This window comes from Paenibacillus vortex V453, assembly GCF_000193415.1.
Taxonomy (GTDB): Bacteria; Bacillota; Bacilli; order Paenibacillales; family Paenibacillaceae; genus Paenibacillus_AQ; species Paenibacillus_AQ glucanolyticus.
In genome coordinates this window covers 1-22,065 of record NZ_ADHJ01000053.1, presented here as the reverse complement: position 1 = coordinate 22,065, position 22,065 = coordinate 1, and the positions used below count along the sequence as shown (strand labels likewise).

Annotated in this window: 20 protein-coding genes and 3 pseudogenes; 18 read left to right on the top strand and 5 right to left on the bottom strand. The window is 48.8% G+C overall.

The window, feature by feature from the left end:
* Nucleotides 1-31 precede the first annotated feature (31 nt).
* The gene (locus tag PVOR_RS29945; RefSeq protein ID WP_006212708.1) at nucleotides 32-196 is read right to left on the bottom strand and encodes a DUF1328 domain-containing protein; all 165 of its coding nucleotides are present in this window, start codon (nucleotides 194-196) and stop codon (nucleotides 32-34) included.
* A 280-nt stretch (nucleotides 197-476) separates the two neighbouring features.
* On the opposite strand from PVOR_RS29945, the gene PVOR_RS26855 reads away from it, so the two are divergent.
* The 11 genes and pseudogenes from PVOR_RS26855 to PVOR_RS26805 all read left to right on the top strand — a co-directional run bounded on the left by PVOR_RS26855 (nucleotide 477) and on the right by PVOR_RS26805 (nucleotide 12,532).
* Nucleotides 477-998, top strand: a complete 522-nt coding sequence (locus PVOR_RS26855) for a DUF948 domain-containing protein (RefSeq protein WP_040681056.1) — start codon at nucleotides 477-479, stop codon at nucleotides 996-998.
* Between the two features lie 56 nt (nucleotides 999-1,054).
* Nucleotides 1,055-1,594 carry a hypothetical protein gene (locus tag PVOR_RS26850; protein ID WP_006212706.1) on the top strand — a complete coding sequence of 180 codons (540 nt, stop codon included), beginning with the start codon at nucleotides 1,055-1,057 and terminating at the stop codon, nucleotides 1,592-1,594.
* Nucleotides 1,595-1,681: 87 nt separating this feature from the next.
* Nucleotides 1,682-2,024, top strand: a pseudogene (locus tag PVOR_RS26845) (general stress protein).
* A gap of 254 nt (nucleotides 2,025-2,278) precedes the next feature.
* Complete coding sequence (locus tag PVOR_RS26840; protein ID WP_006212704.1) at nucleotides 2,279-3,454, top strand: PP2C family protein-serine/threonine phosphatase; 1,176 nt, start codon at nucleotides 2,279-2,281, stop codon at nucleotides 3,452-3,454.
* Entirely contained in the window at nucleotides 3,451-7,110 is a 3,660-nt protein-coding gene (locus tag PVOR_RS26835) for a response regulator (RefSeq protein ID WP_006212703.1), read from the top strand. Before PVOR_RS26840 ends, PVOR_RS26835 begins: the two co-directional genes overlap by 4 nt.
* 60 nt (nucleotides 7,111-7,170) lie before the next feature.
* Complete coding sequence (locus tag PVOR_RS26830) at nucleotides 7,171-8,043, top strand: CheR family methyltransferase (RefSeq protein WP_006212702.1); 873 nt, start codon at nucleotides 7,171-7,173, stop codon at nucleotides 8,041-8,043.
* 21 nt (nucleotides 8,044-8,064) lie between these two features.
* Complete coding sequence (locus PVOR_RS26825) at nucleotides 8,065-9,744, top strand: response regulator (protein ID WP_006212701.1); 1,680 nt, start codon at nucleotides 8,065-8,067, stop codon at nucleotides 9,742-9,744.
* A gap of 113 nt (nucleotides 9,745-9,857) precedes the next feature.
* Nucleotides 9,858-10,181, top strand: coding sequence for an STAS domain-containing protein (locus PVOR_RS26820; RefSeq protein WP_006212700.1), 324 nt, complete (start codon nucleotides 9,858-9,860; stop codon nucleotides 10,179-10,181).
* A 32-nt stretch (nucleotides 10,182-10,213) separates the two neighbouring features.
* Nucleotides 10,214-10,663: an anti-sigma B factor RsbW gene (rsbW, locus tag PVOR_RS26815; RefSeq protein WP_036643480.1), complete on the top strand. Its 450-nt coding sequence runs from the start codon at nucleotides 10,214-10,216 to the stop codon at nucleotides 10,661-10,663.
* Nucleotides 10,660-11,430: a sigma-70 family RNA polymerase sigma factor gene (locus tag PVOR_RS26810; protein WP_006212698.1), complete on the top strand. Its 771-nt coding sequence runs from the start codon at nucleotides 10,660-10,662 to the stop codon at nucleotides 11,428-11,430. Before rsbW ends, PVOR_RS26810 begins: the two co-directional genes overlap by 4 nt.
* A gap of 124 nt (nucleotides 11,431-11,554) precedes the next feature.
* Complete coding sequence (locus tag PVOR_RS26805; protein ID WP_006212697.1) at nucleotides 11,555-12,532, top strand: magnesium transporter CorA family protein; 978 nt, start codon at nucleotides 11,555-11,557, stop codon at nucleotides 12,530-12,532.
* Nucleotides 12,533-12,617: 85 nt separating this feature from the next.
* Here the strand turns inward: PVOR_RS26805 and PVOR_RS32405 are convergent, their stop codons facing one another.
* The 3 genes from PVOR_RS32405 to PVOR_RS26790 all read right to left on the bottom strand — a co-directional run bounded on the left by PVOR_RS32405 (nucleotide 12,618) and on the right by PVOR_RS26790 (nucleotide 13,906).
* The gene (locus PVOR_RS32405) at nucleotides 12,618-13,049 is read right to left on the bottom strand and encodes a DUF5665 domain-containing protein (RefSeq protein ID WP_006212696.1); all 432 of its coding nucleotides are present in this window, start codon (nucleotides 13,047-13,049) and stop codon (nucleotides 12,618-12,620) included.
* 137 nt (nucleotides 13,050-13,186) lie between these two features.
* The gene (locus PVOR_RS26795; protein ID WP_006212695.1) at nucleotides 13,187-13,597 is read right to left on the bottom strand and encodes a YtxH domain-containing protein; all 411 of its coding nucleotides are present in this window, start codon (nucleotides 13,595-13,597) and stop codon (nucleotides 13,187-13,189) included.
* A 51-nt stretch (nucleotides 13,598-13,648) separates the two neighbouring features.
* Nucleotides 13,649-13,906 carry a GlsB/YeaQ/YmgE family stress response membrane protein gene (locus PVOR_RS26790; protein WP_006212694.1) on the bottom strand — a complete coding sequence of 86 codons (258 nt, stop codon included), beginning with the start codon at nucleotides 13,904-13,906 and terminating at the stop codon, nucleotides 13,649-13,651.
* A gap of 282 nt (nucleotides 13,907-14,188) precedes the next feature.
* Here PVOR_RS26790 and PVOR_RS26785 point away from each other — a divergent pair, with 282 nt between their 5' ends.
* Together PVOR_RS26785 and PVOR_RS26780 are read left to right on the top strand one after the other, a co-directional pair.
* Complete coding sequence (locus tag PVOR_RS26785) at nucleotides 14,189-15,193, top strand: asparaginase (RefSeq protein ID WP_006212693.1); 1,005 nt, start codon at nucleotides 14,189-14,191, stop codon at nucleotides 15,191-15,193.
* Between the two features lie 66 nt (nucleotides 15,194-15,259).
* Complete coding sequence (locus PVOR_RS26780; protein ID WP_006212692.1) at nucleotides 15,260-15,979, top strand: pirin family protein; 720 nt, start codon at nucleotides 15,260-15,262, stop codon at nucleotides 15,977-15,979.
* A 96-nt stretch (nucleotides 15,980-16,075) separates the two neighbouring features.
* On the opposite strand, the gene PVOR_RS26775 is transcribed toward PVOR_RS26780, so the two are convergent.
* Nucleotides 16,076-16,303 carry a DUF1128 domain-containing protein gene (locus tag PVOR_RS26775; protein WP_006212691.1) on the bottom strand — a complete coding sequence of 76 codons (228 nt, stop codon included), beginning with the start codon at nucleotides 16,301-16,303 and terminating at the stop codon, nucleotides 16,076-16,078.
* A gap of 181 nt (nucleotides 16,304-16,484) precedes the next feature.
* Here PVOR_RS26775 and yyaC point away from each other — a divergent pair.
* The 5 genes and pseudogenes from yyaC to PVOR_RS26750 form a co-directional block, all read left to right on the top strand.
* Nucleotides 16,485-17,027, top strand: a pseudogene (gene yyaC / locus PVOR_RS26770) (spore protease YyaC).
* Between the two features lie 107 nt (nucleotides 17,028-17,134).
* Nucleotides 17,135-17,926, top strand: a complete 792-nt coding sequence (locus PVOR_RS26765) for an alpha/beta fold hydrolase (RefSeq protein ID WP_006212688.1) — start codon at nucleotides 17,135-17,137, stop codon at nucleotides 17,924-17,926.
* Nucleotides 17,927-18,276: 350 nt separating this feature from the next.
* Nucleotides 18,277-18,969, top strand: a complete 693-nt coding sequence (locus tag PVOR_RS26760; protein WP_006212687.1) for a DUF6483 family protein — start codon at nucleotides 18,277-18,279, stop codon at nucleotides 18,967-18,969.
* A gap of 32 nt (nucleotides 18,970-19,001) precedes the next feature.
* Nucleotides 19,002-20,183, top strand: a complete 1,182-nt coding sequence (locus tag PVOR_RS26755; protein ID WP_040681055.1) for a class I SAM-dependent methyltransferase — start codon at nucleotides 19,002-19,004, stop codon at nucleotides 20,181-20,183.
* A gap of 972 nt (nucleotides 20,184-21,155) precedes the next feature.
* Nucleotides 21,156-22,065: pseudogene (locus PVOR_RS26750) on the top strand (O-antigen ligase family protein); the annotation flags it as partial.

Genomic DNA, 22,065 nt, shown 5'->3' with positions numbered 1-22,065 from the left:
TCAATGCATGGGCTTCAAGTATGCGACAGTGTCACATACTTCGTCTGCGTCCGGTAAAGAGAGAGATCACAAACAGGACAACGAAGATGAAGAACAGAACCTTCGCAATGCTGGCTGCAGCCTCTACGATACCGAAGAAGCCGAAGATCCCTGCAATCAATGCAACAACTAGAAAAATAACGGACCATTTTAACATAATGTTCACCCTGCTTTCTTAATCGATTTTAATTGGATATGCTCCTGGGATTGCATGATGTTCTATGAAGCGGCATATACCCAATTTGAAGGATCGTTAGGGAGGCGTTGGCAAGTTGCCTCAGCGCCCTTCGTAGTGTTCTTTAACCGAGGCGGCAGAGGATGAAACAACTTGGCGAATGGTGGCATTCCTGGCAAATGCCCTTTGTTTCGTAAGGTTGGGGATGGGGTAACTATTGCGTATCGAAAACCAAACATTACTGGAAAGTGAGGGACAACGTATGCTAACACAAATCAGTGTTGCCATCATCGCTGTAGCGTTTGCGGTTCTTGTCTTCTTCTTGATCAAGACCTTAAAGGCCGCAACACAATCGCTCGAAAAGGTAACACAAACACTTCAGGAAGTTCAAAAGACCGTGGACGAATTGAGCTACGAAGTGAAGCAGACGATTCGAAATACAAACGATATTACGGTGGATGTTCAGCATAAGATGAAACAGATCGACCCTGTAATGGATACCGTCAAGAACCTGGGAGAGGCTTTAAGTGAGGTTACCTACGCGGTGAAGCAGGTTTCCTCAGGCATGGTCAGCCGCTTCAAGCAGTCCAGGGTGGAGCAGAAGGAAGAGCCGCGCATTCGTCAAGAAGTGCCTGTGACAGCCCAAGACCGCACGTTCCAGTCTTATGATGCCGTATATCAGAATACAGAAGCACAAGAGAAGTCACGCAGTCGGAATTGGTTAGCCTATGTGGATACAGCCGTTGGTCTGTGGCATAGTTTCCGCCGTCAAAAGGCCAGATAAATCGAAAGAGCGAATTCAAGTTACAGCTCTGTAAGGTGAAGAAAGGAGGAGGTCGCATGTGGAATGTCACACTGTTGATGGTAGGGCTCTTGATTTACTCCGGAGGTGGAGGTGTTGTGTCAGAGCCACAGCCACAGCATACAGCCGGGATATCGCAGCCGCCTATAATTCTAGCCGCTTCGGATGTTGGACAAGCACATATTAGCGACAATTCTGTAGAGAGCTATGGGACATTAAACGGGATTTCCTTAACGGATAGCAAGAAAGACGTTATCCGTAAGCTGGGAACGCCGGCCCGAACTGAACAGGAAGACTTGAGCGGGATAACCAAGCTTCATTATAAAGACATGGAGGTTGGTGTCCGCAACGGTTATACCGAATACGTTCATGTGAAGCCCTCTGCAGACTCCTTTCAGGTGGAAGACCAGAGCATAGGTATGACAACCGAACGGGTCCGGGCATCCTTGGGCAAGCCATATTTTAAAGCCGAGGACGGAGATGTTTATCTCGAGAATCAAAATGCGCTTAAGGTTTATGTGGATCGGGATACCGGTCAGATTGAAGGAATTGATTTGTTTTTCGATTATAGTCAATAAAACTGTTTCAACCTTGAACAGGATGGGTAATAACAGTTGGACTATAACCTAAATTTAGGTTTTACACTATTAGGGGAGGTTTTCATCATGGAATTTACAAATACACAGTCTTATGCAAAAGTCGTTGAGAATGGTACGCAGGCGGTTCAGGAGGTTCAGAACCTTCGCCAGTCCGGCTACGATAATGATCGGATCTATGTGCTGGCTCACGATTCGGATAAGACGAGCCGGATTGTGGATGCATCAGATGCCAATAACGTAGGCATCAAAGAAGAAGGCGTGTTCGATGCCTTTGCGAATCTGTTCCGCTCACGCGGCGATGAACTGTCGCGCCAAAATTGTATCTCTAGGATTTACCGAGGCAGAGGCAGGCTTCTATGAGAAGCAGCTGGATCTGGGTAAAGTACTCGTTATTGCTAAGAAGGATTAATAACTGTAACGGAAGTTCAGCCTTGTCGCTGTGACTATAGTATGAGTTATAGGTCTTAAAACATAGATAAGGAATGAGACATAAACAGGTCTCATTCCTTATCTATGTTTTAAAAGAATGTTCCATGAACCTATTAAAAGTGGAAGATTCAAGTTTCACACCCTTTTTCTATGGCAAAAGATACAGCGGTTATTATAGTATAATAGTAGGAAAAGGATTTCTATCGTATAAACCGAACGTTAAAGGAGAGGGCAATGAGAATATTAATCGTAGACGACAATCCGACTAACGTCATCATTATTCGAGAAATCTTGAAAAAGGAAAACTACCAGGATACCGTATCTGCATCTTCAGCCCTGGAAATGTTTGAGCATTTGGGACTTGGGGATCGCAGCCATGTGCTGCATCCACGAAGAGCGGATATCGATCTGGTTCTGTTAGATATGATGATGCCTGAGATGGATGGAATAGAAGCATGCCGTATTGTTCAGCAATACGAGCATTTGAAGGATATACCGATCATTATGGTAACCGCCGTCGGCGATTCCAAGAAGCTGGCAGAGGCCCTTGATGCCGGGGCTGTAGATTATGTGACCAAACCGATCAACAAGGTTGAACTTATGGCACGGATACGTCTGGCGCTCCGGTTAAAGCATGAGAAAGACTGGCATATTGAGCGTGAACAGCGGGTGCAGGCGGAGCTTAAGCTTGCGGCTATGGTTCAAAATGCCGTCCTGAGCTCTCCAATTGAAGATGAGCAGCTAGAGATTCATGCACTGTACCAGCCTTCGGCAGAGCTTGCGGGAGATTTGTACGCATGGTACCCGCTTGGAGATGGCCGTTATGGCGTGATTCTGCTGGATATGATGGGACACGGTATTACTTCGTCCCTATTTTGCATGTTCATTGCCTCGGTTCTGAAAGACACCGTGACGACTTATGTCGAACCGGAGAAAGTCGTTCAGGAATTGAACCGCAGGTTCAATCAGCTAAGCCTTGGTGAACAGCTGATACAGTACTATTTTACAGCTATCTATCTTGTCGTAGACACGCGTTTGAAACGGGTGGACTATGTTAATGCCGGTCACCCTCCGGCGCTGTTCTTCCAGGAAGACGGCCGTGTTATGACCCTGGACCAAGGCTGCTGCCCGGTAGGCTTGTTCGATCGGATTGAAGACATGGAGCCAAGAAGCTTTCAATATGAAGGCGAGGGTCATTTGGTGATGTATACCGACGGTCTGCTTGAATTGGTGGACGGCGGACATGACGAGAAGCTGGACTATTTGAAGGAACATTTGGGCGGCCCTCATCATTGGAGAGAAGATGAGATGAAGGAACAATATTTTGTAGATGATCCATTGCAGGAGCGAGAGGACGATAAATGCCTGGTTTGGATATCTCTTAAAAAAGGAGAGAACATAAATCAATGAAGCTTAAGAGTAAGTTAGTCATTGGTTTTACAACCTTGTTAGCTCTCATGCTGGTTCTTACCCTGATTGGGTACGACCGGATTAGTTATATGAACAGCCAGATGGATAAAATCTATGAAGAGCGCTATCAAAAAGTGCGAAACTCCAGCGGTATGCGCGGGGAAGTCAACAATATGGCGCGCGAGCTAACGAATATGATTTTGAGCAATGACCAATCCACGTATGCTGTATCCAAACAGGAAATCGAAAGCATGACCACAAAGGCAGTGGAATATTTCTCATTCATTCAAGATAGCGTAAATACCGCTGAGGAGCAGCAGCTGCTAGTCCGGATTGAACGTGCGGTTAATGAATATATTGTATACCAGAACAAGACACTGGATCTGTTGGCCAACAGCGATGCAGACGAGGCTAACTCACTGCGTAATTCAACAGGGCAATCGGTTCAGGATGAAATGCTTACCAGCTTAAACGAGCTTAGCAGCTACGAGAATCAGAAGATCAATGATGATATTACGGCAGCCAAGGCTGCTTATGACCGTTCCGTTCAGATGTTCATTTATATTATGGCCGGTGGACTATTAATCGGGATGCTGGTCATTCTATGGATCCTTCCAAGCATTACCCGGGGCATCAACGTTGTCTCGATGATGTTGAAGAGTTTTGGGGAAGGCAGACTGAAGGCGATTCGCCGTATCAAAGTTACGTCCAAGGATGAATTTGGAGATGTAGCCCGGGTATTTAAAGACTTGTCCGAAGATATTCTCGAGAAGCAGCGGATAGAGGAGACCTATCTTCAGGCGCAGCGTGATCAATCGTGGCTTAACTCGAATATGGCCAGAGTAACGGAGCTGCTGGAGGGGATTAATTCCCTTGAAGAGGTGGGTCAGCGGTTTATTAGCGAATTCACACCGATATTAGGTGCTCACTATGGAGCTATTTATATTCATCAAGAAGATAAACATCCGAATAAATTGGAACTGAAAGGTTCCTACGCGCATGAGGGCGGCGAGGAGCCCAAGATTTCCTTCATGATTGGGGAAGGACTCGTAGGGCAAGTCGCGCTGGACAAGAAACCGATTGTGCTGAGAAATGCGCCTGACGATTACATGAAAGTGGAGTCCGGCTGGGGATCATCCAAGCCGATTTCCGTCATGATCTATCCGATCCTGTTCGAGAATGAAGTGCTGGGTGTGGTGGAGCTGGCAGCCTTCGAGGAGACAACATCCCTGCAGGAGCAGCTCATCTCACAGCTGAGTCAGTCGCTTGGCATTATTCTGAATAATATTACAGGACGCCTGCGGGTCGAGCAGTTGCTGCGGGAGTCGCAGGCGATGACAGAAGAGCTTCAGGTTCAGTCGGAGGAGCTGCAGACCCAGCAAGAAGAGCTTCGCCGTTCCAATGAAAATCTGGAGGAGCAAACCAATGCCCTCAAACGTTCCGAAGATTTACTGCAGCGTCAACAGGAAGAGCTCGAGCATTATAATACCGAGCTGGTTGCCAAGACGCGCGCGCTGGAGGAACAGGTGCAGGAAGTGGAAGAGAAGAACGATGAAATTGAGAAGGCCCGGTTGAAGCTAGAGCAGCAAGCGAAGCAGCTTTCGGTTACAACCAAATACAAGTCGGAGTTCATGGCAAATATGTCTCATGAACTGCGAACCCCTCTTAACAGCCTGCTCATCTTGTCACAGCTGCTGTCTGAGAATAAGAGCGGAAATCTGAGCGATAAGCAGATCGAATATGCGCAGACGATTTATATGTCAGGTTCGGACCTGCTCAAAATGATTGATGAAATTCTCGACTTGTCCAAAGTGGACGCCGGGAAAATGGAAATTAATTACGAGGATGTTCAGCTGCAGGATATTGAATCCTTTGTGGAGCAGAATTTTGCCGCTGTAGCGTCGCGTAAACATATTGATCTTCATGTACACATCGGGGAGGACATTCCGCAAAGCATCGTTACGGACAGTCATCGCGTGAAGCAAGTCCTTCGTAACCTGCTGTCCAATGCATTCAAGTTCACGAACCAAGGCTCCGTTGAACTTCATGTGGAGAAGGCCGATTCAGAGAAACTCCCTATCTATTTGAATGCAGAAGCAGACTATGTGGCATTTGCGGTAAAAGACAGTGGAATTGGTATACCTGCTGACAAAACCGATCTGATCTTTGAAGCTTTCCAGCAGGTGGACGGCACCACAAGCCGCAAATATGGCGGGACCGGGCTCGGCTTGTCGATCAGCCGCGAGCTTTCCCGTCTGCTTGGCGGGGGGATTCTGGTTGAATCGGAAGAAGGCAAGGGCAGCTGCTTCACTCTCTTCCTGCCGAGCAGCCCTCCGGAAGTGGTTCAGGGAGTACAGGAGGCAGCGGCGTCCATTGAGGCTCCGCCAGAGAGCAATCTGATTGTTCCGAAGGCCAAGATGGTCACAACAGAGGTCAACCCATCCGTACAAGTGGATGATGATCGCAACCAGATAGGGCCGACCGATCGAGTGCTGCTCATTATTGAGGATGATGTGAAGTTTGCCAGAATCCTTCTGGATATGGCTAGAGGACGCGGGTTCAAAGCCCTGGTTGCTCTGCAGGGGGATATCGGCCTGGAGATGGCGAAGTCCTACAGACCGGACGCCATCATCCTGGATATTCAGCTTCCGGTCATCGACGGCTGGTCCGTCATGGGCGAGTTGAAGAGCTCAGCGGTTACGCGTCATATTCCGGTGCATGTGATCTCGGTTGTGGACGAAGTGAAGCAGGGACTTATGATGGGGGCTATCGCCTACCTGAAGAAGCCATCATCCAGAGAGGCACTGGAGAATGCGTTCACGCATATCGAATCGTACGCGGAAAAATCGATGAAACATCTCCTGATTGTTGAGGACGATGACATTCAGCGTAACTCCATCATTGAATTGATCGGTCATGACGATGTATCTATTACGGCGGCATCCACGGGTGCCGAAGCACTCAGCGAGCTGCGTAAGCAGCGCTATGACTGTATGGTGCTTGATCTGATGCTGACAGACATGACGGGCTTTGAGCTGCTGGATCAGATTCGTGATGATGAGAACCTGATGGATCTGCCAATTATTATTTATACCGGTAAGGATCTGGATTCGAAGGAAGAGATGCAGCTTCGCAAATATGCGGAGTCCATCATCATTAAAGACGTGAAATCTCCGGAACGGCTTCTGGATGAAACGACCCTGTTCCTCCACCGGATTGAAGCCGATTTGCCGGAGGATAAACGTAAAATTCTGCAAAAGCTGCACAATAAGGAAGAGCTGTTCGAAGGCAAGAAGATTCTGCTTGTGGATGATGATATCCGCAACGTATTTGCTCTCTCCAGCGTACTGGAAGGATACAACATGGAAGTGACCTTTGCCGAGAACGGCAGGGAAGCGATAGAGCTGCTTCAGGATAATCCGGACTACGATTTGGTGCTGATGGATATGATGATGCCGGAGATGGACGGCTATGAAGCGATGCGCCTTCTGCGAGAGATGCCTGAGTTCGAAAAGCTGCCGATTATAGCATTAACAGCCAAAGCCATGAAAGAGGATCGGGCGAAATGTATTGAAGCCGGAGCCTCTGATTATATGAAGAAGCCGATTCAGACCGAGCAGCTTCTTTCACTTATGAGGGTTTGGTTGTATTCGTAAACCGCTTTTGTGGGTAAAGTACAAGTAGCAAATAAACACTCGGAAAGCGGTGCACCCGTTATGTCATCTAGTAACCATACTGAATCAGAACAACTGTTGATAACAGAGGATAGCGAATGTGAGCTGGAGCAGATCGAGTTGGAGCTTCTTTTGGAAGGTATTCATCGATTCTATGGTTACGATTTTCGTAATTATGCTATTCCTTCATTGAGGCGGAGAATCTGGCATCATGTGCATGCCGAAGGGGTATCCTCGATCTCCGCGCTTCAGGATAAAGTACTCCACGACCGTTCTTGTTTTGAACGGCTCATATATAATCTGTCCATTCCCGTCACGGAAATGTTCAGGGATCCCAAATTATTCCTGACATTCAGGCAGACGGTAGTTCCTCTGCTTCGTACGTATCCGTATATACGGATATGGCACGCCGGCTGCTCAACTGGAGAAGAGGTGTATTCCATGGCGATTCTGCTTCATGAAGAGGGGCTGTATGAAAAATCCCGGATTTATGCGACGGACATGAACTCGCGTTCTCTCCAGCAGGCCAAGGAAGGCGTGTTTGACATCAAACGCATGAAGCAGTACACCAAGAATTATATGGAGGCGGGCGGAACCCGCTCGTTCTCCGAATATTATACTGCGAAGTACAACTCGGTTATTTTTCAACCGTATTTGAAGAAAAACATGATTTTTGCAGAACATAATCTGGCAACGGATCGTTCCTTTAACGAGTTTAATGTGATCTTTTGCCGGAATGTCATGATATATTTCAATGATCAGCTGCGGGATCATGTGCACGGATTATTTCACGAGAGTCTAAGCCATTTCGGTATTCTCGTACTGGGTGCCAAAGAGTCCATCCACTTTACGAATTACAGTGAAGCCTATGAGACACTGGACCGGGTCGAGAAAATTTACCGGAAGAATAAATAGAAAGTTTTGTAGGAGGATCTCATGGGGTTTCACGAACCGATTCATATTCTGTTGGTAGATGACCGCCCTGAAAACTTACTTGCACTCGAAGCTGTTCTGGACAGTGAGCAATACACGCTAATAAAAGCGACTTCGGGGGAAGAAGCTCTGCGGTATCTCTTGAAGTACGACTTTGCTGTGATTGTTCTGGATGTACAGATGCCCGGTATGGACGGTATCGAAACAGCAAGGCTGATCAAGGCGAGAGACAAAACAAAGGATATTCCGATTATCTTTATTTCTGCAAACAGCAAGGACGCGGAGCATCTCTTTGCGGGTTATTCGGCAGGTGCAATCGACTATATGGTTAAACCTTTTATCCCTCAAATCTTGAAGTCCAAGATCGAGGGTTTTGTCGATATGTACCAAACCAATAACAGACTCAAGATCCAGTCTATGCAGCTGCATCAGAAGACGCTGGAACTGGAGAAGATCAATCATGAGCTTGTGCAGGCGAAGGAAGCAGCGGAGATTGCCGTTAAAGCCAAAACGGAGTTTCTGGCGATGATGAGCCATGAAATCCGTACGCCGATGAATGGCGTGATCGGTATGATCGATTTGCTGATGGACAGCGAGCTTCAGGAAGAGCAGCGGGAGTATGCAACGATCATCCGCAACAGCGCGGATGCTTTGGTTAACATCATTAATGACATCCTGGATTTCTCCAAGATGGAATCCGGCAAGATGGAGCTGGAGGAATATCCGTTTGATCTCAAGTCTTGTGTGCAGGAAGTGTTCGGTTTGTTCTCGGGAGAAGCCTCCAAGAAAAATCTGCAGCTTTCGTATTACATTGAGGAGCGTATTCCGTCGATGGTATTTGGCGATATGGGACGTCTTCGCCAAGTATTGGTCAATCTGGTATCCAACGCGGTGAAATTCACCAATGAGGGTGGAGTATATTTGGTTGTATCGCTGACCCAAGTCGAAGAGGACCGGTTAACCCTCGAATTTACGGTGAAGGATACGGGGATTGGCATCTCATCAGAGAAAATCGATCGGCTGTTCAAGCCATTCTCGCAGCTTGATTCCTCCATGACCCGCAAATACGGAGGGACAGGGCTGGGACTTGCCATCTGTAGATCCCTTGTGCAGATGATGGGTGGGGACATTACGGTGGAATCCAAGGAAAATAAGGGTGCCACCTTCGTATTTACGATGTGTGTTCATACCTATGAGGAAGGAGACTATCGACGGCGAGAAGATGAGCCTACCGATAAATTTCGCGTCCATGGGGAGAGACAAGCCAACATCCTGATTGTGGATGATCACCCGATTAATCGAAAGCTGATGGACAGCATGCTGAAAAAGATGGGAATGAGCGCGGACATGGCAGAGGACGGTAAGCAGGCGGTTGATATGGTTGCTGGTCCTAAAGTGTACGATATCATTTTTATGGATCTGCAAATGCCGGTTATGGATGGCCTGGAGGCTGCACGCCTGATCCGTCAGATGAAGCATGGAGCGGATGCACCTATTCTGGTTGCCATGACAGCCAATGTGATGGATGGTATCCAGAAGCGCTGCTCGGATGCCGGAATGGACGAATATATTAGCAAGCCGGTCAAAATCAGCTGCGTTAAGCACCTGTTGTCCCGATATACACCAGTGGAACCGGACGACTGGGACAACCGTCCAAACAACATTCGAATCATTAACGGTTAGGGAAAAGATTCGTTTCCATATATTAGCACGGCCACATTCCCCTTCAACCTGTTTCAACGAGTTAGATAACGGGTTATGTAAAGGGAAAACAAATTATTTGGGAGAGAGTGTCTATGAATACAAAAACAAATGATAAGTTCAATGCCAAGACTCAGATGAGCGAGGGTGTATGTACTGTATTTTTGAGCGGTGAACTTGATCTGTCCGTCGCTCCGGATTTTCGATTAGTAATGGAACCTCTTGTCGGCAATTCCGAAGTAGACTTGATCGTCAACATGAAGGACATGACATATATTGATAGTACAGGTATTGGTATTCTTCTGTCGATACTGAAAGCAAGACACGGCATGGAAGCCCGTTTTGCAGTTGAGGAAGTTCCGCCGCAAATTCAGAAGCTGTTTGATATGACGGGTATTGCGAAGTTCTTTCAGTCGTAAGAAGTATTCCCAATAGGAAAGGATCGAAAAGAATGAATTCAGATGTACAAAGAGTAACACTTAATTTGCCTGCCAGTGCTGAATACGTGGATATCGTAAGGCTGAATCTGTACGGGATAGCTTCCAAGATGGGCTTCTCCTATGAAGAGATTGAAGATATGAAGGTTGCAGTGTCTGAGGCCTGCAATAACTCGGTTTTGTATGCGTATAGTCAGGAAGGCGGAATGGTAGAGGTATTATTCCAAGTGACTAGCGAGTCGCTATCCATTACGGTCAGAGACGAAGGGGAGAGTTTCGACAGTGTGGGAGCGGTTGGTAACCGTTCACTTCATGATAAAGATCTCAGTGAGGTCCAAATCGGCGGACTCGGCTTCTACCTGATGGAGGCGCTTATGGATGAGGTGAGCGTAACAAACCAGGCTGGAAAGGGAACCGAGGTTATGCTTACGAAGCGGCTTGCAAGAAGCGAGGAGCGGGTATGAGTGATAAGGTGACTCCCCCAGAGTCCAGGGATGAAGCAGTACATTTAATACAACAGTATCAGCAGACGAAGGATAACGATATCGCAACGGTGCTGATTAAGAAATATGAGCCGATGGTCAAAATGGCTGCGGGCAAAATTGCCCGGAATCGGCCGGATCTGTATGAGGACTTATATCAGGTGGGTCAGATGGCATTAATCCGTCTGCTTCAGCAATACGACATTAGCCTGGGGATTCCGTTCGAGCCCTATGCCATGAAGAGCATGATTGGGCATATGAAAAACTTCCTCCGCGATAAGTCGTGGTACATTCAAGTACCCAGACGAATCAAGGAGAAAGGTGCCTTGGTCCAGCAGGCAATTGATGAGTTAATGGTGAAGCTGGAGAGGTCTCCGGATGTGAATGAGATTGCAGCTTATCTGGATCTATCCGTTGAAGAAACCGTCGAGGTGTTAGCCGGACGGGAATGCTATCACTACGTATCACTCGATTCCCCATTATCTCAGGAAGAAACCGGAGCAACGCTTGGAGAGCTGATTAGCTCGGATGTGAATGACTTTGATTCCGTGGAGAAGCGGATGGATCTTCAGCAGGCGATGAGTCAGTTGAAGGAACAGGAGCAGAAGGTGCTGCTGCTGGCATTCCAGGAAGGGCAGTCCCAGCGGGCCATTGCTCAGAGACTTGGAGTATCGCAAATGAGTGTGTCGCGTATCCAGAAGCGGGCAACGGAAAAATTGAAGCAGATTATGTCCAATTCATCTTACTGATATGGACAAGCCCCGTAGTGACAGACGTATGGGAACATAAGGCACGCTTCCTCAATTATAGGAAGGCGTGCCTTTTTGGAACCGCAATATCCGAATTGAAATAGAAGGGAGTGGCAAAGAGAGTATGCTTGCGCCAGATAGAGCGGAGGGTCAGGATATATATACTTTTGCAGGAGGGTGGCAGTGGCATGATGTCCGAACGGATGATTGGCAATCCTCCTGGATTGGTGAACTTCGAACGCGTTATCCCTATACGTCCGAATGGTTTGATCTGGCATCGACGTTAAAGGATCGGAATTACTTGTCCGTTCGCTTCAAAGAGGGCGTAGAAACCGTTATTATGGGGACCATGCTCTATAAGGTTACGTCCGATCCTGATCATCACAAGTCGGAACAGTTCTATTTCTATTTGGACGATCATGTGTTGATTACCATTAATCTGGATGACCATACCCGTAGTGTGATGGCCAAGTCGGAGAGAACATCCATGCTCCATCAATGCCGGGGGCCTGCAGATGGCATGTTTGTTCTGGCACGGGCGATTCTGCATTATTATCATGCAGGGATGGATCAATTCGAATGTAATCTTCGGCTTGTTGAAAGTGATATGCGCACGCGCAACCGGCGAACCTTGATGGATAAGATCCTGTCGGCCCGGTTCGAGTTATTGGACTGGAGTAATCTGTTTATCCCATTTCAAGAGCTTGTTGCCGCCGCTAGAGAAGGCTATCATAACCAACTGGATGACAGCCGCTCCTTCCAGCAGCTCCAGTACAGAGTGGAGAGACTGGAGCAGCTGATCCACCATTATGAGCGCGAAATTGATACCCTTGTTTCTATTGATGATGCCATCTCCGGATTCCGCGGCAATGAAATTATGAAGACGCTGACGATTTTTACCGTCGTCTTCACACCGGCCACGGTGATCGGTGCCGTATGGGGAATGAATTTTGAGAACCTGCCGGCTATTAAAACATTCTGGGGATTTACGGCAATCAGCGCTTTCATCCTGCTGTGGACCGGTGGAATGTACCTCTGGTTGCGTGCGAAAGGATGGACGGGTGATTTGCTCCGCGTGAAGTCCAAAAACAGAAACATATAAAATCAAGGTTAGTAGGAAAATTTAGCGTCATAACAGCCCGGTACCTGCTTAGGTTACCGGGCTGTTTGTATGCAGCGAGAGCTGGCTAGGATTTGGATTGATCGATATATCCTTGCAGATCGGAGATGAAATCTCCAATCATCGGTACATTGACAAAGAAGCTGAGAATGTAGCCCAAGAGACCAAGCACAAGAGCCGTGCCCAGGGTTAGACCGAGCCCCCGGGACAGCCCGGCCGTGAGGTTGGCAATGATGCGTTTCTTGGGATTCATGTAATTGTCGATCATATCCTTCATTTCCGATTTCTCCAGGGTGGCCGCGATTTTGTCCAGACGAGTGTTCAGCTTCTTCACTTCATGCCGGAGCTCGAAAGGGTGCTCCTGAACATCATCTGCCGCGCTGGAGTGCCTTTCCTTGGTTGATGCAGATTCCTCCCGCTTTTCCTCATGTGGTCTGGAATGCCCCCCGCTTCGTGTTGAGAGGCTGGAGCCGCTGTTATATGGATTGGCTTTGCTCATGAGATATCCCCGCTTTCTTAGGCAGATGCCCCGTGTCATTTCACCTGCAGAACAATACACTAATAACAAGTAACCTTCTAACGCTCTGGCACAAAAATAGCCAGCTTTGTCAGCTGGCTATTTCGTGACTTCACGAATTAATAATTCGTAGTCGATTTTATTTCACGGCTGACATCGGAAGAGGTGTCCATCGCTTTTTCCTTCACGTCTTTGGAAGCACTGGATACCTCGTCGGACACATCCGCTGAGACTTCCTTAACGCTGGACATAATATTTTGACGGCCTTCATTCACCGTTGTCATGACATCGGAGGCTTTGCTGCCCACGGTTTTAGCCAGCTCAGAAGCCTTATCGCCTACAGTACAAGCAACTTCCTTGGTTTTATCGGTTACGATGCTCAGCTTCTCGGACAAATCGCCACGAAGCTCGCGGCCTGGCTTGGGAGCGAACAACAGAGCTGCTGCTGCTCCGACCAATGCACCGATAAAAGCACCTCTAAAGAATGTGGATCCGCCTTGTACTGGATTTTCTTGTTCTGTGTGATTCATAACTTTCACTCCTTTTAGTTAATATAAAGTTTAAACATATAAACACGAGTATCAGGCTGTGCGTCTAAACAATTTGGCAACAAGACCGAGCAGGAATACAAAGATGGCCGTACCGATAATAGCAGGTACAATGGCAAATCCGCCAATTACAGGGCCCCATGCTCCGAAGAGCCACGGTCCGAGCCACGCACCTACAAAACCTGCGATCATGGATCCGATAATTCCGCCCGGCATTTCATGACCCACCAGCGCATCCCCGATAATCCCGATGATGATTGCCATCACGATGCTGATAATGATTCCCCACATAGGATCGCCTCCTTTTTCAGAGCAATGTTTTTCGTGTGGGCTTGCTTATCTCGTAATTAAACGTAAGGCCACATCGTGAAACAGGGCAGACGGGGAACGGGGAAGAAAATAAAATGTCCATCCTCTGCGGAATTTACCCTGCTGTCATTTGCGGATTTTTGTACTATACTGGATAAGGATTTGCAATTATTATCGAATTAAAGATCTATTTCGATGTCACAAACACTCGAATTATTCAGGAACGATGCTGTCATAGACGGTTTATAGAAGGAGTCGTGCAACATGGATACTGTATTGGTGAAGGAATATCGAGCGGATATAGTGGAGTGCGTCCACAATGGACATATATGTATTGTTAATGATGAAGGAGCCGTTCAAGCCTATGCAGGAGACCCGGAGTATGTCGCATTCACGCGTTCCTCCGCCAAGCCGCTGCAGGCAATCCCATCCATCCGTGCGGGATTGGCAGAACATTATGGGTTAACAGTAGAGGAAATTGCGATTATGACGGCTTCCCATCGGGCAGAGCCGGCCCATGTTGAAGTATTGGAGCGCTTTGCCCGCAAGGTAAGCATTGGGGAGTCCAATATGGTCTGCGCATCCAGTTGGCCGCTGGATGAAGGAAGCAAGGAATCTCTTTTGCGTGAAGGAAGCGATAAGAGCAAATGGTACCATAATTGCTCGGGCAAGCATTACGGCATGCTTGCCTATTGCCAGATGGCGGGATACCCGCTTAAAGGATATGACCATCCGGAACATCCGCTTCAGCAGGAGATTCTTGGAACGGTCTCCGATTTGGCCGGATTGGCACCCGGCGATATTCATCTAGGCACGGATGGATGCGGACTGCCGGTATTTGCTATGCCGCTCCGTGCTCTGGCCACCGCCTATATGAAGCTTGCATCCCCTGACCGGATCGAGGATGAGCCTACGCGAAAGGCGGTCCTTACGATCACATCGGCTATGAATGCATCTCCCTATATGGTTGCGGGGAACCACAAAGTGGACACCCTCCTTCTGGAAGATGATAACGTGGTGGCAAAAGGGGGCTTTAAAGGGGTGTACTGTTTTGGTCTGAAGAAGGAGCGATTGGGTATTTCGTTTAAAATCGCAGATGGTTCAGAGGAAGAGTGGGGCTGGATTGTTGAGTCCATACTGGAGCAAATCGGATACAGCAACAAGACGACCCTCCGGCGGCTGAAAGCCGCGTATCCCAAGGATCTATTCAATGATGAGGGACGCAGGGTAGGCAGGGCCGAAACTGAATTTATACTGACCCGCGTTTAAACAAGAATGATTAGATCGAAATCCGCCGGGGTATTAGAATAGTAAAAACGGCGGAGGTGACCGGCCATGATTAAGATCATGACGGCTGCGGAAAGACATACTACCCATGATGATGGTATTCATAGTGAATTCAGTTTTTCTTTTGGAGATTATACAGATCCGCATAATGAGCATTTTGGAAGCCTGCTGGCACATAATGAATATGTGCTGAAACCGATGGAGGGTTTTGATCGCAGGTTTCATCATGACTTGGTGATTGTCCATTTGGTGCTGGAGGGCAAGTTAACGTATGAGGATGATAAGGGGAAGTTTATGGAGCTTACCCCAGGCACGATTCATGTTGTGAATACAGGCTCGGGTGTATATCATGCAGAGAATAATGCGTCTTCCTCCGAAGATGTCCGTTATCTGGAAATGTGGTTTTTACCTGCTGAGCCGGGTCTTGAGGCCAGTCATCACCAAGGCGACTTTACACAAGCACAGCGATTAAACCAGATGCTTCCGATCATCGGATCGGGTGACGGTGAACGCAGCTTGCCCCAATCATTGGATGTTGTGATGTACAGCAGCATACTCGAGACAGGCAAAGAGCTGACGTACAGCTTATCCGAGGATAGGAGAATGCATGTGTACGTTATCAGCGGCCAGGTTGAAATATCATCGGAAGACGGAGTATTTGATATTTCATCCGGTGACGCCGCCAGAATACAGCGTCGTCATGAGCTGACCTTCCAGGGGAACTCAAGTGAGGGGAACTCGGAAGTAGTTATCATTGATATGCCATAGATTAGGACGGCAAAGCCCCCGGAAACTCGCGAATTTCATTAGCGAAGTTCCGGGGGCTTTGCCGTGGAATGGGTGTCTGCTTGGTTTCTTTACGATTTAATGATTTCCGCGAAGCTGGCCGAGTTCTGATACTACGGCTTCCACTTCGGATATGCTGAGATTTTGTTTATTCATGACCATATCATACAAGTCATAAATATCATCGTATTGGTTAACCGAGAAGGCGGAAGCCTGCATTGCAGCGCCTGTAGCCATCCGAAGCTTTGTTTTGATCTGCTCAATCATATACTCGACATTCGCTTGCGATTTTTCATTCAAGTTCATGTGTAACACCATCCTCTCTTCGGCGGATTTACGATTTTCATCCCTGTATTGTATCATGTTACTGTGCAGCTCGACCAATGTTTTTGCCATTGTGGACGTGAATAGGTTAAAATCAGGAAAAAACCTGTTTCAAAGGCATCGGTAAGCAGTATGGGAGCATGGATTAATGAGGAGGTCCGTCATGAGCGAACAAGCTGATAAACCGCCAATCGTATATGCCGCCAAGGCCAAAATGTCGGGCCACGAACTGATGGTTTTCTTTCAAATGATCTCGCAGCGGCATGCGATCGAAAGCATTGTGTTCTTATGTATTGGTACCGATCGTTCAACGGGGGTATGACTACTGGGACCGCTGACGGGAAGCCGGCTGGCGGCATATGGGTTCCCGCACGTGATTGGGACGCTGCCTGAACCGTGTGATGCCTTCAATCTTCAAGCGAGACTGAACGGGATACCCGCGGATAAGGTGATTGTTGCCATTGATGCGTGTCTGGGGCAGGCTTCCTCTGTCGGTTATTTCTTTACGAGTGAAGGTCCATTGACACCAGCCCAGTCTGTTGGAGGGAAGCTTCCTTCCGTGGGAGATTACAGTGTGGCAGCGGTTGTGAATGTGCAGGGTCCAAAGCCTTATTGGACCCTGCAGGTAACGTCCCTTTACCAAGTCATGGGGATGGCGGAGGAGATAGCACGGCAAGCGGCATTGGCCTTTAATCTTAGGACATAATGCATGGCGTTTCAGCCTGGGTTGATTCTGTTTAATATAGATCATTCTTTATAAAATAATGGGTGTCTACCAAATGGCATCCGCTGAATAGAAAGAAGGGTATCGCTATGGAAAAAGTACAATGCAACGGCAGCACGATTTGTTATGTTGATCAGGGACAAGGTGAGCCGGTCATTTTGCTTCACGGGTTCTGCGGAAGCTCTGCCTACTGGGAACAGATTCTGCCATTTCTTCAAGGCTTCAGAGTCATTGTACCGGATCTCCGGGGACACGGACGGTCTGACGCACCGATGGGACCTTATACCATCGAACAGATGGCAGACGATGTACTCCAGTTAATGGATGAGCTCGATATTCCGAAGGCTGCATTACTTGGCCATTCCCTCGGAGGCTATATTACGCTCTCCTTCGCCCAGCGTTACGCTTCTCGTCTGAACGGCTTCGGCCTGATTCATTCTACGGGTTATCCGGACTCGGATGAGGCGAAGGAGAAACGAGTGAAGGCGGTTAGCACCATCCAAGGGGAAGGCATTACTGCTTTCGTTGACGGGTTGGTGCCCGGCTTATTCGCTCCTGGCACAGAGGATACCAAGCCGGAGTGTATTCAGCGGGCGAAGGAGATAGGCTACCTGACACCACCGCAGGGAGCAATAGGGGCGGCGCTGGCTATGCGTGAACGTCCGGACAGACGCGACGTTCTTTCGGCATCCATACTGCCTATCCTGCTTGTAGCCGGAGAGAAGGATGGATTAATTCCAGCAGAGCGTACCTTTACGACAGAGAATGACAATGTAACTCGCATTGTGATTGAAGGTGCCGGACATATGAGTATGATGGAGACGCCGGAGAAACTTGGCGAAGTGATTACGTCTTTCATGGAACAGCTTGAACATGAATAAACGCATGACAACCCTTGTACAGCTTATAATAAACGGATACCCCTTGAATCGGGGTATCCGTTTTATTTTTTTCATAATGTGTTTGGTTTGCTCCCATCATCCATCCTGGGCTGATCAGTGCTGTGTTGTTGAAGGTTACCCCGCGCTACTGGAATTCTGATCCCGGATAGCCTACAATTTAATCTAGATTGAGCTTAGAGTAATGAAGGCTGCGCCGCAGAGGGAATCTGCGAAGCTGCCCAGCGATCACAGGTGGGTGTCCGGCAGCGGAACTCATATTGGAAATATAACGATCAGGTCACTAGATGAATACGCTGCATTCGAAGTGATGCAGGTTAGGGGGCAAGCGTATGTTTCGCAGGGATTATCTCGTGCGTCTTATAGAGGATATGTCACAGATGATTGCCAAGGTGTTTTCGCTGAAGCAGGAGCGCAAGCACACAGAAGCGCTCTGGGAATTGGATGATCTATTCAAACGGCAGTTCCGGTTGAATTCCCAGCTGCTTCGCTCACTGTCTGCTTCCGATATTGAGCAGTTATTTCGAAATCACGGCTATCTGGAGGCGGACAAGCTGCAGAGTGCTGCAAGACTAATGGAAGAGGAAGCCTCCATTCTGCTTGAGTTGGAGCGTGAAGAAGCAGCAGCGCTGCTCTATACCAAGGTCTTTCAGTTATATTTGAAGGCTGCCCTGCAAGGGGCCGATCCCAAGCTCCTGAACTTGCCGGAACGGATACACATCGTGAGGGAGCGTTTAAAGTCCTATGCATTGCCTGACACCGCTGCGCGGGATTACTATGCATATGCGGAGCAGCAGGGGATGTATGCGGAGGCCGAGAACATCCTTTATCAATTGCTGGATCACCGTGCGATTGAATATAACGAAGCGCTGCAGTTTTATCAACGATTACAGCTGAAGTCGCCTGAAGAGCTAGTCAATGGAGGGCTTCCTCTTGAGGAAGTCCGCGAAGGAATGGATGAGCTTCACCGTCGATTCCAGCATTCGGAGGAGGACGGTGGCGAGCAATCTATCCGTCAGGATTAACCTGTCCCTGTCTATACCATAAAGAAAGTGAGATGTACCTTTTGGATACATTAAGAAAATTGATTCATAACATCATGGAAGAAAGATCATTAATTACGGCTACACTGAGCCAGCTTCGCAAGCGGGAAGGCATGACCTACAGCAAGGTGACGATCAAGCCCGTAGATCTCAAGAACAAGCTCCACTATCAGTTCGCCTATTATTCGGGCACCAAGGTAACCCATCAGAACGTGCCGTTGGATGAGGCGGAGGCCGTGCTGGTGGACTTGTTCGAGAATGTATTCCGGCAGGCGATGATCTACACACCGGAAGCGGATTATCAGGTTCTGATATCCAAGAAATACAAGGTTTCGATTCTGACGAAATCGCCGTCCAAGACGAAGACAGATTTATCCCATAACCGAAAAAAGACGTACATTCTCGAAGAGGGGGAGCCAGTTCCGTTTTTGGTGGAGCTGGGCATTATGAACGAGGATGGCAAGGTGTTTGCCCGCAGATACGATAAGTTCAAGCAGATTAACCGTTTCTTGGAGATGGTTGAGGATGTTCTTCCCCATCTGCCGGAGAACCGTCCGTTGACCATCGTCGATTTTGGCTGCGGTAAATCCTACCTGACCTTTGCCTTGTATCATTATTTGGCGGTAACCGCACGCAGAACGCTGAATATTGTCGGATTGGATCTAAAGGCGGATGTGATCGAACACTGCAGTATGCTGGCGAAAAAACTGAACTATAACCAACTGCGGTTTCTTGTCGGCGACATTGCGGAATATGACGAACTGGAGCAGGTCGATATGGTGGTTACGCTGCATGCATGCGATACGGCAACCGATGCAGCGCTGGAGAAAGCAGTCCGTTGGGGGGCCTCGGTCATCCTGTCGGTGCCTTGCTGCCAGCATGAGCTGTTCGCCCAAGTAGAGAGTCCCATCATGGAGCCTTTGCTGTCCCACGGTATTCTGAAAGAACGCTTCTCGGCGCTTGCGACAGATGCGATCCGGGCCAAGCTGCTGGATCTGATGGGGTACAAAACGCAGCTTCTGGAGTTTATCGATATGGAGCATACGCCCAAGAATATCCTGATCCGTGCGGTCAGCGGTTCGGCCGGTGATCGGGATAAACTGTGGCAGGAGTATACCGCGTTTCGCGATTTTCTGAGCGCTTCGCCATATCTTGAGCGAGCGTGCCAGGATTTATTGCCAAATGCAAAAAAATAATTCGCGTTGACCCTGTGAACGATGAAAGTCCCTCATATCCGCAAGGCTATGGAGGCGTAAGCAGACTAATTCATGTTGACCCTGTAAACGATGAAAGTGCGAGAGCTCACTTTCATCGTTTTTTGATTATGATATAAGAAAGTATGCTCTATCTGAAATCAGCACCTTGACGGATGCTTTGGAATGCGATAACAATCGACCCTCTTAATGTATTCATCACGCCCACGGTGCGTGGTCCGAGGTTTGCTTGGATGACTGGTGAAGCTAATGGACTGGAGCGAGCTTATCTGCCATAAAAACCAGAGTTTGATTTGCTAATGGACATGAGGGGTCCTATCTGCCATAAAAACCAGAGCTTGATTTGCTAACGGACATGAGGGTTCTTATTTGCCCAAAAACAACTCCAAAGATGCGTTCAAATGCCGAAAAAGGGCTGTGGTGTCCGTTAGTTCTTACAAGTTCTCGATTTCGTTGAAATAACCTCTCTCTGGTCCGTTAGGATGATGTCATACTCCCCAACAGTGTCACACTCCCCAACAGTGTCATACCTCGCAACAGTATTACACTGATGCTGTGGCTGCTGTGGGAGGAGAGGGATTCAATGCTTATGTAGAGGCTATAATCAAACCGGCTAGATAGGGCTCTGCAAAACCCGAAGACTCTAAATTCTTCTTCAATACGCCTGTCCTGATCTTCTTCTGAATCGATTGGTCCAAGCGTTGTTTCTGCTTCTAGACAACTTTACAAAGTCATTTGCGTCTGTGAGCCGGACAATATGGACCGTACTGTAAACCATCCCCTAATCCAGCCAGGAGTTCACCGCCAGTTCCATAAGAATAGCCGTGTGGTTCCTTGTCCAAAATGGCTAATAGGTTGTGTTGACCCTGTGAGTCTAATGGATGAAGGCCTTGAAATGAGCATCCACATGCGAGGGATACACACACATTCCTTATGGAATCGGGGTGTTCATTCATGGTACAGACCACATGTCGTTATGGGGCTGTGATGCTGATCGTTCTTCTGCTTATCGCTGGTGTTCGTACAGGTATGTTCTTTGAGGTGGACATATATCTGATCGGAACAGGTTTTGGGGTGCTCCTGCTGCTTATGGCGGGAGTACGGCTGTTCGGAACACGCCGGAGGGTGGCGGCAGTTCAGCGTGTCATGATGCCGGATACTCTGCTGTTTGATAGAGGTCTGCCCGTTATCCTTGGGTGTATATGCGGCATCCTGTTGCTTTATGGATTTCATGGAATCAGAGGGCCGCTGTCGCTGGAGGGTACGATGAAGGAGATCGTTCTGTGGGGAGGTTATGGAGCCTTTGCAGCTGCTGCATGGAGCGTGTGCCGTACAGCAGAGGGTCTGAAGGCAATGCGGATGGGCTGGCATCTGCTGGGGGCAATTTTGTGCGGCAGTGCGCTGCTTGCCGTGTACGGGCTCCTGGAGCTGCCGTATGGGATTCATTATACGGCGGATGCGGCGATCAGCGCGACGGGCGCGAGGCTTGGCGGACTGCTTCAGTACCCGAACACGTTCGGGGCCGTGATGGCCGCCTTCCTGCTGGAGCGGCTGTTCGCGCTGCCGTCCGTCCCGTGGACTCGGACGAGCACGCTCCGCGCAGCGGCGGCCTTGCTGCCGCTGCTGCCCTACACCGCCGCGCTCCTCCTGACGGAGTCGCGCGGCGCCTGGCTCGCGGCCGCACTCGCGTGCGCGGCCGGCTTCGCCAAGGAGCGGCGTGCCTTCGCGCCGCTCCTTGTGGCTGCCGCCGCGCCTCTGGCAAGCGCGGCGCTGCTGTACCGCCAGCTGGCTGCTGCCCAGCTGGCTCCAGCGGTGCTGCCCGGCCTGCTGTGGCTGGCCGGGCTCTGGGCCGGCGGCGTCCTCG